Raw genomic sequence first — 15,059 nt, forward strand, 5'->3', positions numbered from 1 at the left:
GGGCACCTACGACACCCCTGCGCTGGATATGGCCTTCTCCTCAGCAAAGATCCAGTTGCTCACAACTGCAATCATTACTGTGAGGCCGTCTTGGTACCGCCGCCGTGCCGCGTCACCCTTGGGCGCAAAGTAACCCTCACCGCATTACGGGTAAAGGCGAGGTCTACGGCCTTACCTGCCCAGACATACGCTTCCCCTGGCTGGAGGTGGGCTAGGCTTTCGGGTCGAAGGCTGTTGAGTGCCGCATTGGCCTTCTGGATGTGCTTGAGCCACGCCGGTGACGTCATCTTGTGAAGCACGACCACGTCCGAAAGCTCGATGAGCGATACGGGCACAGAAGGCGGGTCTTGGCTGGCAACCAGGATGCTCATACCCTTATGGCGCATCTCGCGAACGGACTCCACGAGCACATCGACCAGCTCGGGACTGTCAATGTATTTATGCGCCTCGTCAAATACCACTAGTTTATTAAAGTGCTTGCCGTCGGCCTTGGCCTCCGAGAAGAGCTGCATGAGGACGACGAAGAGGCCAAGACTTTCATCTTTCTCTATAAATTCATCACGGAGATCCACGACGATCAGCCGTCCTGGTCGCAAATAGTCTGAAATCCGCACGGAGTCGTCGATATAATCTGCCGCAAGGTCGAGCCGCTGCCGGGCAAGGTCTTTAAGGTTATCCGCCATGTTGGAGGACTCAACACCCTGCCTCACGGTCGTCAAGCTCAGGGTGTTGCGGTTGGCCTTGAGTACCTGCATGAGCTGACGAATGTACATCGCCTGATTGCCCACAGCACCCAGCAGAAAGCGCCAGTGCGAGGCTTGCAGTTCGGAGGATGCGAATAAAAGCGGCTGAACGTCCAGATCCGGGAACTCCTCACGACGCTCCCCGAGCTGGTCCCGCGGGACCAGTACCAGCACGTCCTCCAGTGCAGCGGGCTCAGCGCCGTAACGATCACGAAGTAACGCGATTTGGCCTTCGACATCGTTCGCGTACTTCATCGAGGTGAACTCGGGCGCGTAATCCTGTGTCCGGCTGTAGTGGAAAACGACAGAAGCCAGTGGGTGCGGCAGTTCATTCACACCGGGAGCAGGCAGGATTGCAGCTTCGATAAGGGATCCGAGGGTATAACTCTTGCCCCCGCCTTGAACACCGAAAAGGCTGATGGTGTGGGTCTCATTTAGATCGATGCCTGTCTTTCGGCCGCCCGCTGCCTCACCAAGCATCGCCCATTGCGGAGTCTTATCCGTAACGCCCAGCAGCACCGGCGGGTTGACGGGCGACGAGGAAGCAGCCAACAGGTTTTCGAGAGCAGAGAGGCCCTCACGATCGACGGGGACATGTGTCGAGCCTTCGACTGCCTCACCGGACAGGCCACTGGGTGGTGGTGAGTAAACGTCCCCGGGAACGGCAGGGGCAGCTGCTTTTGGATCTAGCTCAGCAGGAGGCGCAACCACCGTAGCGCCCCAATCGGTTTCAACTTCCTGGGGCTCGTCTTCGAGTACATCCAGCGTTGGGGCCCGGAAGGCAGCCTCATCACGACGAGGATGGGTAGACGCCGGGACCGTGACGGAGTAGGGCTCGGTCGCATCGTGGGGCAGGTCGAGCTCGGTCGGCACAGCGGAGAGGAGCTCGTCGATCTCGCTCCGCCCAATGTGGTGGAACTCCACACCGTCGACGATCACAGGGGCACTACTCTCCCCTGAAAGCTCGAATATGAGCCCGACCCGGTCAAAGCAAAGGGTGAACCCGTCGTCAAGTGTCTCAAGTAATCGACGAGCATGCGTGCTTACGGAACGCCGCACCATCTTGTATCGCTCCGAGCGCTCGAGGTAGAACCGCAACAGCGCAGAGAGCTCAACGTTTTTCACCGCCCGGTCCACCCGATCGGGGTCGGCAGCGTTTGGGTCGAATTGGCTCGCCAGGACGCTCTGCGAGGTCTCAACCTGTTCGATAATTGATCGCTGCAGCCCCTCGTGGTCGGTGACGTTACGGATCCTTGAATAGGCCTTGACCTCGACTAGACGGCAGGTGATGGTTCTCGCAACGGCGTCGAAAGAAAATAGCGCTAAGTCGGTGCGTCGTAGCGACTTTTCTGCCGCCGTTCGGCGTCGGGTCTCCGCGTAGAGGTCTTGGTGGGCATCGAGGGGAATCACAATTTGGTCGCCCAGCGCCTGCTGGCCCTCGAGGTAGAGCCTCGCGAGAGCGAGTCCCAGCACCTCGGAGCGCTGGTTGCGGGCAGCGGAGGAGAGCTTAAAGGCGAGACTGCCCGACAGCAGCCGAAGTTGCTCGAAGAAAGTCTGCAGATGCCGATCGTCGACGGCGATACCATGATCGACAATAACAGGCGCCAACAGTCCACGAAGTTCCTCGACCTTGCGCGAGCTGACCAACACCTGACGGCCGAGACCGACGCTGCCGGCGACGTAGTCGATAACGAAGTCGTTGCGGCCGCCGCCCTCGGTCGTGCGGTCGAAGTACTCCAATCCAAGCGTCCGGTCTATGATAACCACCCAGTCACTGACGTCGTGGGCCTGATGCAACAAGGACCGCTGTTGACCGTCGAGGTTGAGGGTGGCAGTGGGCACATGCCCGGTCCCAGTGCCATCAGTGGCGACACTGGCTGCGGCACGGGCAAGCGTGTGCGGCAGGTGGGCGAGCAGGTCACTCAGAGGGCTTTCCGTGGCAGCGGGTCGGGCGAAAACAGGGGTCTTTCGCCAAGTGACGCTGGCCCCGTCATCTCCGACGTCGAACGCTGTTGCCGCCTGCTGAATCAGCCCGTATGCGGGGGCGTGAGCTATGTGCTGGACCGGTCCGGTCTCGTGTTCCTCGCCCGAGAAGGCGTCGACAAAGATCGTCAGGTGGGCTTCGAACTCGGTCGGGCACTTTTCGAACTCGTCTATAGAGCGGATGGAGTAGGCCAGCTTGGGCACGCTACTATCGTGGCGGGATCCAAATGCACCGGCCTCTTCGCTATTGAACCGGCTATCTGAGCGGGTCAGGTCGGCGACGGCCTCGCCGATCCCGGGCATGGCGGTGTTAGGCGTGCATAGTCGTAGATCGTAGGTCAGTTCCTTGGTCGTCGAACGGCGTTGGAGCTCCAAGAGCATCTCGACAATGAGTCCCGCTTCGCCTGGGTTGATCACGTTGATAACCAAGGTACGAATGTAGGCGTGCTGCCGGACGTACCGTTCCACTCTGTCGGCCAGCACGATTCCGGCCTGGATGCGGCCGGGGGCTCGGGGTGCATCCGGTATACCGAGCGCGTTGGACAGTTTGCCGAGGAGTCCGATCGCATCATCGGTCCGTGAGTGGACCATTGCTGTCCAGAAGGGCGTCAGGTTGCCGACGGCGGCAAGCAGGTGGTGGTTGTCCTGGCGGGGCACGGCGAAGGGGAAGCCAAGGGAATCAAGCTTGTGGAAGTAACTCGCTGCCGCATCGGCGGCAGCTTCCTTGTTGTGGCCGCCAAGCTCCCCGCGCCAAGCTGCACCTACAGCGCTCCACTCAGAGAACCACAGCAAACGCAACGGGTGCGTCGGCCCGACCAGCAGGACCTGGTGGAAGTCACCGAGGGCGTCGAGATAGCGCGTTGCGACGGCATCGATCTGCTGGAGACCGCCAAGCGCCCGCAGCGCCGCTCCCCGCTCATTCCTTGTGACCTCTGCTGCATGGGCAGTCTGCGCTGCGACCAGCCGCTGGTAGCTGGCTGCATAGGCAACGATTTCAGCTGAGAGTGGCATGAGGTTGGTTGTCTCGACGACACTGATGGGCTCGTCGTCATATGGTGCGCTGGCATCCGCAATCGCCTGGAACAGGGTGTCGCGAACGCCAATGAAATCGGCGAAGGCCTGTTCCGCCACCGGCCCGAGCGAATCGACCCATGTGGTCTCGTCGCGAACCTGAGCCGAGGGGGATCCCTCCTGGCTAACGGCAAGCTGCCACATGCCGAGCTCCCGTGGGCTGATTAACGTATCGCGTTCGATCTGGGTCAGCAGTCGTGAGAGCCTTATCTCGACCCCGCCGCCACCGGCTACGTGTATGTTGGCGCTGGCAAAAGCCGAAGTGCGTGATCCATTGACCCACGAGACCGCCCCGGGAGTGAGGTCCCTGACAGGGCGTCCTTCCGCCAGGCGGCCGAAGCCGAGCCTCTGGATGGCGTGCGTCAGACTTTCGTAGCGTTGGGCTCGGGTCTCGGGAGGCTCCTCACTCTCGTCGGCGTTGACGACGTAAAAGAGCTCACTCATGCCCGAGGTGGGGGCGGTGATGATACGGCGGTCCATCTCCGCAATTGGTGTGACAATAAGGCGGTGCCAGCCCTCGTCAAGCTGAGCCTTGCGCAAGTTACGGATGGTTCCCTTGTAGCTGCTCTTAGGACGCGCCCCCATCGCTACGTTAACGGCTTTGCCTGTCGGTTCACCGTCCTCGGAGACCAACTCGACGCGGAGCTTGAGCAAACCGTCGGCTGAGGTCAACACCGGGTCGATGGAAAAAGTCGCGGCAATGTCTTTCGCGCCGGTTGGACCGGCAACTAGATACGGCTGTCCGGCTAGGGCCTCCAAAACCGGGTAGGTCCTGAGGTGCTCGGGATCGTCACCGACAAACGAGAGGCCGACGACGTGGACCTCGATTTTGAGTTGCACTTCGCGTTCGCTGGGCGCAGGCCACTTGTCGAAAGTCAAGACGCGGTTGTCGCGATCGGTGATGATCCGTCGGGTCCAAACAACGCGGTCCTCGAGGCCGATCTTACCGGCGAAGCGGGCGAGACGAGAAGTGAAGTCGGGGTCGGACAGTCCGAGGGAGAGTACCCGTTGCCGCTCGTCGAGCTCGCTGCGGCTGAGGTCGTCAACGTGGACCCGGTTACGACCAACCCGTTCAGGTACATCCGCGACTTTCGTGAAAAGCGCCAGGTCGGGCACCAGGCCGAAGCAGTAGATCGCTGCCCCGGCCGCGTCGGCCTCGTAGTCGTTGGCGGCGAGGGTAAGCAGGTAACGCACCCAGGCCTGGTCGCTGGAGCGATTGTCCTTCTTGCTTGCGAGGACCTGCTCCAGGCGGCTGATCCCATCTCGAAGCGAGGCCGGCACCCGGTTGATCAGCTCCTTCCGAAGCATAGCGTAGGCTTTGCCGACCTCGATCTCCTCGAAGGTAGCCACCCCGAAAGAGTCCTCGGCGCTGGCGCGCAATCCCGGGGGTACGAAGACAAGCAGCGGTCCGGAGGTCTCCTCGATCGGTCGGTTGCGAAGTTCCACGAGTTGGGTGCTGGTCACCAGGGTATCGTCCCCCTTGGCGACCTTCTCGTCGGAGGCCAGCAGGCACACCACTGTGCCTGGCAGGGTAGCAGAACGCAGCCGGTGTACAAGGCGGGCTCCCAGCTCACCGTCGAGTTCGGTGACACGCATGCAGTGGCCGGCCTGCCGGCTTGTAAGTAGCCCGAGCAAGTGGGGGACGAGCACGTCCTCCAGAGCGCTGCGGACGTCAAGGATGGTGGGCTCAACGAGCCCGGCGGCTGTAGCCGTCAACGTGGACTCCTCTCCTGGTGAGCTCCGATGATGAAGCGCGGAGTGACGGTCTGGGTCAGGTAGGCGTCGGAAAGATCACGGTAATAACCGATCTCGCGGAGCCGGTCAACGAAGGCGGCAGTGTTAGCTCGTAGCGCAGCCTGATCAGGCAGGTCCGGGCCATGGAAACCGTCCTCCGTAGGGAGGGTATGGATATACAGCCCGTAGCGGGTCCGCAGTGTTTCGAGGATCTCATCCACCCTCATCGGTCGAGTTCGCATCCGTCCTGATTCGTCGGGCTGTACCAAGCACACCTGCAACAGCACCTCCAACAGCCGTGAATCAAGCACGAAGCGACGTGCGCCGGACTTGCCCCGGGGTTGGGTCAACAGCTCTCCGGGGCGGCCCTTAAGGAACATTGAGTCCAGGCACTCGACCAGATACTTCCGTTGAAAGGCACCGCGGTAGTGCATGATCAGTTCGAGGTACGTGTCGAGGCGGCTCAAGTCGAGGTCCATGATGGTCTGCAGCTCGGGGGCAAGCGGCTCCTCCTCGTCGTCGAGTATCCTACGCACCCGCATGTCAAAGAAGACTTCGCGGTCGGCCTCGTACTTCGTATCTAACAAGGCGATCGCTTCGGAGGCGGGCAGGTCCTCCCTGCCGGGGCTCGCGAACTTGCCCTGCCGGTGCAGATCCTTAGCGAAGTCGGCCAGCTTTAGCACTGCGAATGTGCCGCGGACAAACTGCGGTAGCCGGCCATACCAGGTCGAGGCGCTCTTGGCCGCGTACTCCGCTGGCAGCCCAGGCTCCGAGCCTGCGACGTCCACGAAGAGATGCGGCTGGAAGCGACACTGCTCACCGCGCTTGTGACCGCTGGTGCAGGCATGGTCAACAGCACCGTTACGTATGGCAGCCGGAACGAGCTTAAGCATTCGCAGGTGGTAGAGAGCCAGGTGGAACGAGAATAGAATCTTGAGGTGCTCCACTAGAACAGTCCGCGGCATGAACGCCCGGTGCAGCAGCAGTCGCAGCACGTCCTCACCGAGCAGCTCGCCCGACTGGCGACACAGTTGCTTCTGCTCACGACGGGCTGAACTGTCGGGGCGATCCTGTGCCTTGCCCTGGACAGCCTCGACCATGCTGAGCAATGCCTGCGACTCCACGTCAATGTCCGGGCCGGGCGCCGCCTCGCCGGTAACAGGGTCTATATCAGAGAAAAAGAACTCCCGCAAGCCGTTCAGGGCGAGGTCGTTGACCGAGAGTAACTCGTAGAGCTGCTCGTCTGCACCATAGGGACGTGAGCGGGCGGAGTTTCGCAGCCGGTAGGCGAAGCCATGGAGCGGACGCGGCCCGGCCACCGCCTCGGTTGTCCGGCCGCGGTTAACCATATCGAGCAGGTGGGTCTCAACCCAACGGCGGCTGACGTCCTCATTATCTGCGAACCCGTTAAAGCGGCCGAACTTGTCGTCTACCAGCAGCTCCAGGTAGGCGTCGACATCCAGGTCGGTTGCGCGTCGGACCCGGCTGCTGACGCCACCGTGCCACAGCCTCGCAAGGAACGCCGTGAGGACACGGTCCATGGTAAGCGTCTTGTAATCGATACGGCTGATCGCGTCGCATCGAAAGGCGCGGTCCTTACCGTCTAGCGCCATTCCGCCTCCTGGGTCTCGGGCACGATCTTCTCTTGGGTGATCAGGTGGAGCACGCCGCCGTCGTCGCGCCGCACGGTGTGCATCGCCGATCCGTCAACGGTCAGCAGCACCGCCTGGTAGGGCACGACGGCAAGCTGGTTTTTGAAGACCGTCAGGGCAAGCGCATAGCCCTGATCATCGTCAATGCTGGCCTGATAGCCGCGGCTAAACCGTTCGATCAGCTCGAAAAGATCCAACCCGATGCGCAGCTCGGCCGATGGGATCCCTGCATGGTCTGGATCAGTGTAGGTCAGCCGAAGCGCCGTCGGTCGTGTCTCGAGGTACGGGTGGGTGTCGCTGCCGATCCGTCCGGCTTGGAACCCCTTACCCGGAAACCGGCGCAGGCTGCGAATAGTGCCGCGTACGACATTGCGGACCCCGATGACGAGCCCACCGGCTGAAAGTTCCGTCGAGACGACACCCTCACTGCGGTTTAGTGCTTTGAGGAAAAGTTCGGTCGGCACTGGCCGCTTTCCGTCGAGCAGTTCGCGGAAGGCCTGCACGGAGGCGTAGGGCAGCATTTTTATTGCCTCACCGGGGTCACGCATTTCAAAGTACGACAACCGGCGGGCTGCCGACACGAATCTGACGACGTCATCAGGGCTGCTGTCGGCGCCACTAACTTCGGCGTGCAGTTCACGGAGCAGGTCTCGCTCTGGAGTGACTCTGTCGTCGGGACTTACCAGGTAGTGCTCCAGTAGGCCTTCGTTGGCCAGCCGTCTGTCGAGCACCGGTTGAGGGGGTCGGGCGACATCGACGTGACGAAGCTGAATGAGTAACCTGTCGCGCTCGGTCGCAGCATCACCCCCTCGGTATGCGTTGAAGTAGTGACTGGCCAGGATCGGGCTGGACTGCTGTGCCTCGTAGAGCTCATGTATCTCGGTACAGTCGCGCCCTGAGGTCAGGGTGTAGGCGAGTGCAGAGCGGAGGTCGCGTAGGGTGATGTGCAGTCGGCCACGGAGCTGGGCGACCTCGTAAACCCGCCGCATGCGCTCCTTGACCTGCGGCCCCACGACGGGATGGGCTATGGTGGCCGCGTTCTGCCGAGCGTAGCAGCCCTCGACGAGGGCACAGCCCTCACAGTCGGCCCAAAATTCCGGGCGGACCATCGAGTCGAGCATCCGTTCGAGGATTGAGTCGCTAAGACCTCCACCCGTGAGCGTGTCGGCTGAGCGCACGGTTACATCGCGGAGGTTGAGGTTAACCACCGCCACTGGCCCCGGATTGTCGTCCTCACCACGAAGCCCCACCTCGACGATGTGGGTGAGAGCTGCGAACTGCTCGGCGTGATGGCTGAGGAAATCGACCAAGCGGCCCTCGTTGACCGCGATTAGCCGCGTCTCCCCGATCAGCTCACCAACCTGGTCAGCGCCAGCGAAGGGAGCGAAGAACGCTGAAAGAACCTCGTCGCTAACGACCCCGTCCTCGTCTTGACTGCCATCGTAGTTGGTGTGGAAGTGGCGTCCGTCAAGCTCAAAGTCGGCCCCATTGGCCCGGTCCGAGGTGAAGGTAGCACCCCGCTCGCGCGCGGTCGCGGCGAGACTTTCAAGAAATGCGGTCTTGCCGTCACCGGCATTACCAGTGACGATCACCAAAGAGTGCCTACCTTCGAGGACCCCCGGCGTAAGAGCTAAATCTAGCCCAGTAGGCACATATACTCGAAGGTTGGCGGCATCCATTCCGCGAGTACCGCGATTGCTGCGCCTACTCTGGCTATAAAGGGTCTGAAGGTAAGCAACGAAGGGGTTACGCTCTGACGAGGCTTCTTCGTCATCAGTCGCCAGGACTGGAGCGGGCTTCATTGGCTCCGCCATTTTCGCCTTCGTTTGCTCGATCGCGGCCATTAGCGAGGTAATGAACTCCTGGGCGCTGGTGAACCGGCTACCACGTTCTGGAGCGATAGCCCTGAGGATCGTCTCGACCAACTTGGGTGGTACACCAGAAATGCTGAAGCGCTCGCGCGGATCGTCGGCCGGCAACGCCGGCCGCGGCGTATTGGCGCCGGCCCACGGGTAGGCATTGGTGAGGGCCTCGTACAGGGTGATCCCGAGGGCGTAGAGGTCCCGGTCGATGTAGCCTGACGCACCGGCAGGCACTTGGTCGAGGTCGGGCGGGGTGTAGCGAGGAGTGCTCGCGGTGTGGCCCTGAGTGGTCTCGGGCGTCTTGGCGATGCCGAAGTCGAGGATCTTCACCCCGTCCTCGGTCCACAGCAGGTTGCCGGGCTTGATGTCACAGTGCCAGACGTCCAGGCTGTGCAGATAGTTCAGCCCCTCGGCTACGTCCAGGCCAATTCGCAAGACGTCACTCGGCGTGAGCGTGCCACCTCGGATGACTGCACCGAGGTCCTCCCCGGTAACGAACTCGAACACGAGGAAGGGGTACGGATACGGCTGTGGCAGGACGTCGACGTCGAGCATTCGAACCACGTTCGGATGCGCCTCCGCATCCTGGAGCCGAGATAGCACCATGCCCTCACGTCGGGCTCGCTCGCGGGTGCCCTCCTCGTCGCGCAGGATCAACTTGATCACTCGGTCGACGTTTCGCATGGTGTCGAAGACCTTGTAGGCCACGCCGCTCGATCCAGGGTTACCGAGTCGCTGCTGCACGATGTACTTCGTGCCAAGCGCGAAGTCCCGCGGCAGGTTCCGCCAGTCCAGCAGGTCGCGGCGCCTGTCGTCGTCACCGGCCTGCGACGCCGCTGCGGGCGTCGATGATTCCCCCCCGTTTCCTGCGACGACCCGACGTTTGGGCCGGTTAAGCTCGCCGATGGCCAGGTCGAAGCGGCGGATCGCCTCACGCGCGTCGGGCCGGTCCTCGGGCTTGGCAGCGCATAGCAGGGAGAACCAGTGACGCAGCGGAGCGGGCACGTCGGCCTGCTCCAAGTCCTTCTCCGGAAGCACACCGGCGGCTTTGACCTGCGCAGTGACTGACCCGAAGGGTAAGTGGCCAGTGAGCATCTCGAACCCGATAACGCCAAGGGCATAGATGTCGGCCTTATCGGTCATCTTGGTGGGGTTCTCGAGTGCTTCGGGAGCGAGATAGGCGTTGTCCGCGGCCGCGTGGGCATCTACCGCAACCGTGTGCGCACGCATCTGTGCGGTCTTGGCGTAGTCGAAGCCGGTGATCATCGCCCTGCCGTCTTGGGTCAGCAAGATCGTGGCCGGGCTGAGCGCCCGGTGCACGATCTTGCGGGATTGTGCGTGCGACAGCCCGGCAAGCACCTGCCGCATGATCAACAGCTTCCGATCCCGGGTCAGCGGCTCGACCGGATTATCTCCAAGATGCAACCGCAAGGCATGACCGGGGATATCGTCGTAGACCGTGACGAACCCACGGTCCTCCTGGTCGGGAAAAAAGTCCTTCACCCCGACAATAGCCGGATGCGGCGGCAGCTTACCGAGCGCCTCATATGCGATCCCGATCTGTTTCTGCTTCTTCTCGCGTTCCCATGATGGGGCGTACAAGTCGGCCTGCCGCACCACGAGCCGCACCGTGCCCGAGCCCTGAACGGCGTTGGCGTTCTTCGCACGGTACTCCCCCACAACGTCGATGCCGTCGGCGTGGATGGTCTCACTCAGCGTGTCCAGCACCAGCCAATTCCCGAAATGCAGCGGTCCGGTCGAAACCTGACCTATCCGTTTGACCTCCTCCACGATCCTCTCGTGATGACGTTCGATGTCCGCGTCGACCGAGAACGAACCGGTCGGCACCCGGGAGCCGTCGGACAGCAGCGTGACCAAGTGCTGCAGGTTGACCGTCGAAGCGGCGTCCCGCTGCGGAGTGTTGCGGTCGACCAGCCGAGCGTCTGGCGCCGGAAGGACAACAATCGCGTCGATGTAGACCCGAGAGAGTTGCGGGTGTGTGTCCTCGAGGAGGCTCTTCAGGCGCTTAGCGTTCTCTCGCAGTTTCGGTAATGGTGTATGGAAGGGCGACCGTCCTGCCGGCATCCACCGCGACCCCTGCACATCGATCCGGCCGAATGTGCCCTTCACATCGATCACGTAAACCATATGTCTGGTCACGACTACCAGATCGACCTCAAAAAGTCGGCCCCGCGAGTCGGGAATCTCCAGGGAGTGCAGGACCGTCCACTCGTCCGGCCCGTGGTCACGCAGGTGAGCAATGACTGCCCGCTCCGCATCGTTCACGGGGCGGCCTATAGGGACAATCCTCGCCATTAGGCCGACGCCCCCTCAATCGCATGCGTCAGCAAAGCCAGCGCTTGATTCTCTAGCACATCAGCGTGGTCACGGTCTCTGTACGCTTGGCGGATTCTCTCGGAAATGCGCGTACGGTCAGCTTTCGGAGCCAACGGGATTGGGACCTTTCGCCGTAGTCCTTCGTGAATGTCCTGCTGTTTACCGCCTGTGCTGAGAGAGCGGAAGACGCGAAATGCAGCATCAGAGCGAAGGAACGCAAACAAGTAGGCTCCCGAGATCTCTCGAGTACCGCTCACGATACGAAGGAAGTCCTCCGAGTAGGCGTTATCCAGCCAACTTCCTGTGATGAAAGCTGCCCGACAGTAAACCTCGTTCTCTCCAAGGGTTCCACGAGCGGCCATCAGGATAGTCTCGTCCTCCGCGAACACCTGCGGTGGCAAGGTCCCTGCACTAACCCTTCGCCCTTCAGGAGTAACCCAAAACGCCTGCCTTTGACCGACGAGCGTCACCCCAAACTCTGCGTCACTGTCGATCCGCTTAAACCGGACACCACGGGACAGCAAACCGCCCTCACAGATGTCACCCAGCCTGCGGTGTTCCACGGAAGATAGCTTGGCCACGATCCGGCGGGCTCGAGGTGAGAAGTTGAGTGCTCGAATGGACTGAGAGCCTAAGTCGGTAACTTGGAAGCCAAGGTCACGTTCCTGGTCGTGCCAGCGCTGGTCTATCAGCTCGGGCAGTCCGACACTTTGGAAGAAATCATCGGTGGCAGCGACGAGGGCCGCCTGGGAAGCGGCTCGTAATCGGGCGGCCCCCTCCACCAGGTCGTGAATCTTCTGCTCCAGCCTAGAATCGAACCGGGGCACTGGCAGATCCACTAGATGGTTCGGCTCGATGTGCTGAATGATCCCGCCGTAGGCCGAGGCTACGATCATCGGCACGCCGAAGCGGCTGCGGAGGAAGGTATATAGGTAACCCGGCGCAATCCGGTGAGGGTTGGCTTGCACCTTCATGACGTCCTGTGAGGACCAGAAGCTGGCCATGTCAGGCCGTACATAGCTCATTCGCCCGATGGTTCCCGAGCAAGAAATAAGGGACATTCCCGGCTCGACTTTAAGGTAACGTAACCGGTCGGCTGTCTCCCTTCGCAACCTAGGGAGGAAGCTGAAATCAGCTTCCAGCATGTCCGTGCTGCCGAGGAACGGCACGCTATGCTCGGGATCAGTCAGGTAGGTGCGGATGAACTTCGGTCCATTGTAAATCCCGCCGTTGTGTCCCGCGGTGACACTATCGAGTCGCATTGTGTTCGGAAGCGCTTGAAGGCGCTTCCGCGCCTCTATCGCACCCGAGAGGTACGGACTCGCATCGAGGCGGAGGCCTTGCTCGAAGAACCAGTCAGCTCGAACCGGGTTCTCTATGCTGGCGATCTTCATGCTTCAGCCCTGCCGACGTCACGAGAGTCGAAGCCAGGTATGGGATGCCTCGCACGGAACTCCCAGTACTTCTGAGCAATTACCGGCAAGTCATTGTCGATAACAGGACGACTACGTTTGACTGTGCGGGTACGACGGGTACCGCCGATGGTAATGTACTCGGTCTCTTCGAACGATTCGGTGATGACATCACCGTTAGGAGCACGCTTGTAAAGTTCGTTGCCGCGCCGGTCAAAGCCCACCTTTTCTGCAACAGCCATGAACACCGGGTAAGACACCTCGCCGTTGAGCTTGGCATTGATCTTCTCGTCGAGCGTTTTGCGCTTGAGAAAGAGCAATGTCGTCAAAATGTTGACGTCCGCTTCAACAATGAAAGTTTCAACAGGCAATTCGACGCTGGCAAGAACCCAGCACTCCTGCAGGATGAACTGGCGAATGCCTTCGTCAGCCGGGCCGGGGTTCGACAGAATGCCATTAGGCAGGACAATACCGAGTCGCCCACCGGGTTTAACCCACTCGATTGCCCGCTGAACGAAGAGCTGCTCGGGCGCCATGGAGCTGGGCAGGTTTGGGCTGGCCACCAATTTACCGGTCTTCCTATCGCGCGACCACGATCGGGCGACACCCTCGCGAAAGTTCGCGAGTACTGACTCGTCGTTGACCGGAATGTCCGCGCCGAAGGGTGGGTTAGTAAGAAGCACGTCGACGACGCCATCGCGACGATCCTTGGCCAACGGAATGGATGTGCTTGCTCCAGCGACGCCCTGCAGATGCCCCTTCGGGAAGGCAAGGGAATCCATGTGAAAGACGCGGCCGGGAGTATCGGCGAGCGTCATGATGTTCATCGCAGTGGCTCGCACGAGAGATGGATCAAAGTCGGCGCCAAAGAGGTGTCCATCAGCGTACTTGCGCAGGCGGTCGCGGTAGCGCTCGGCCTGCTCTGGGGAATCCGGAAGGCCGCGGCTGCCGTCTTCATCCTGCATTTTGTGGTGCAAATGTGTCAGGGTGGCATGCAAGAAGCCCCCTGTGCCGCAGGTCGGATCGAGGACGGTTTCGTCCTCCTGCGGGTCTAGGATGTCGATCATCAATTTCACGGCGCCGCGAGGAGTAAAGTATTGACCTCGGTCTCCGCGCAGGTTTGTGCCGACGAGCTCTTGATACGCCAGCCCCTTGGCGTCGATGTCGGTCAGACCGAGGTCGTAGGGGGCCAACTCGGAAACGATAAAGGCAAGTGCTCTGTCCGACAGGGTGATCTCGTCATTACCTCGGAAGAGCCCGGAATCGGCGTACCGATTCTTTACGTCCTCGAAAAGATCGAGGATCCGCTGCCGAATTGCCCTGCGGCCATCATCGTCGTACGGCTCGCTCATAGAGGCGTAGAAGCGACGAGAGCTGCCGTTGCGAACGGCCCGCTCGTCGTACATTTTCGCGAAGAGCAGGTAAAGGAACTGCCAAAACGCCGCGTCCTTAGCCATGCCCTCGTTTCCGTGGACATAGTTGTGGCAGCGCCGGAACGTGATCTTGAGCATCTCCGGTTCGGCGCGACGAAGCTGCTGAGCGGAAACTACCTGACCGCTGCCCAAGGTCCCGTCAGACAAGGGCCAGTCAGATCGCTCATGAAACTCTGCACCCCAACGGTTCGTCTCCTTCTCAACGAAGAAGAAGTCCACGTTGTCGGTCCAGAGGCCCCACGCACGCTCGGGGTAGTCCTCGTCGCCAAGCAAGTCCTGAACGAAGGCCATCTCGGACTTCATCTGGTCGTAAGTGCGCAGCTTAATGACATTCTTGCCGCGCTTGGGCTCCCTGTTAGTCACCACCACGCGGCGCAAGCTGTCCGCTGTGTGCTCGCTGCCAGAGGCGAAAATTGCAATGTCAATCTTCTTGCGGCGCTTCCCATTCTCCGTATTGACCTGGACCACAAAGTCAAGTTCCATGTCCTCTGGAGCGAACTGATACTCGTGAAACAGCACACGCACTATTCGCTGTCGGACCTGCTCTTTTGGGGTGTCCTTGATCGGCCTATCGGTAAGGAAGTCGACGAGGTAGCCCTCGTCGAGATAGTGGACCTGCTTGTCAGCCTCCCCGCTCGGCTGGGCTGCATCATCCTGAGTCGTCGGGTCAACCATGTCGGTTGAGCTCACCATCACATTCTCTTCTGCGGTCGTCAATGTCGTGTTGGCCGCATTGGGCGACCACCGGTACCGGGTTTCCGAGCTCCGGTCTCATCTTGCTCAGCTCAGCGTAATGGATCGGTCCGACAAGGGTGGGAAGGTGACACGAAAC

At 61.1% G+C, this 15,059-nt stretch carries 5 protein-coding genes; all 5 read right to left on the bottom strand.

Annotated features, from left to right (window positions below; all coding sequences use genetic code 11):
- Positions 1 to 74: 74 nt before the first annotated feature.
- Positions 75 to 5,393, bottom strand: coding sequence for a methylation-associated defense system ATP-binding protein MAD8 (gene mads8, locus AU175_RS05785; RefSeq protein WP_156642187.1), 5,319 nt, complete (start codon positions 5,391 to 5,393; stop codon positions 75 to 77).
- Between the two features lie 116 nt (positions 5,394 to 5,509).
- Positions 5,510 to 7,144 carry a methylation-associated defense system protein MAD7 gene (gene mads7 / locus AU175_RS05790; protein WP_066286598.1) on the bottom strand — a complete coding sequence of 545 codons (1,635 nt, stop codon included), beginning with the start codon at positions 7,142 to 7,144 and terminating at the stop codon, positions 5,510 to 5,512.
- Positions 7,135 to 11,361: a methylation-associated defense system protein kinase MAD6 gene (gene mads6 / locus AU175_RS05795; RefSeq protein ID WP_066286599.1), complete on the bottom strand. Its 4,227-nt coding sequence runs from the start codon at positions 11,359 to 11,361 to the stop codon at positions 7,135 to 7,137. Before mads6 ends, mads7 begins: the two co-directional genes overlap by 10 nt.
- Positions 11,361 to 12,776 (bottom strand): methylation-associated defense system restriction endonuclease subunit S MAD5, encoded by a 1,416-nt coding sequence (gene mads5 / locus AU175_RS05800; RefSeq protein ID WP_066286601.1) that lies wholly within the window; start codon positions 12,774 to 12,776, stop codon positions 11,361 to 11,363. The genes mads6 and mads5 overlap by 1 nt, the downstream gene beginning before the upstream one ends.
- Positions 12,773 to 14,917 (bottom strand): methylation-associated defense system DNA methyltransferase MAD2, encoded by a 2,145-nt coding sequence (mads2, locus tag AU175_RS05805; RefSeq protein ID WP_231938472.1) that lies wholly within the window; start codon positions 14,915 to 14,917, stop codon positions 12,773 to 12,775. The genes mads5 and mads2 overlap by 4 nt, the downstream gene beginning before the upstream one ends.
- Between the last annotated feature and the right edge of the window lie 142 nt (positions 14,918 to 15,059).

Source organism: Arthrobacter sp. B6, from assembly GCF_001663775.1.
GTDB lineage: Bacteria > Actinomycetota > Actinomycetes > Actinomycetales > Micrococcaceae > Arthrobacter.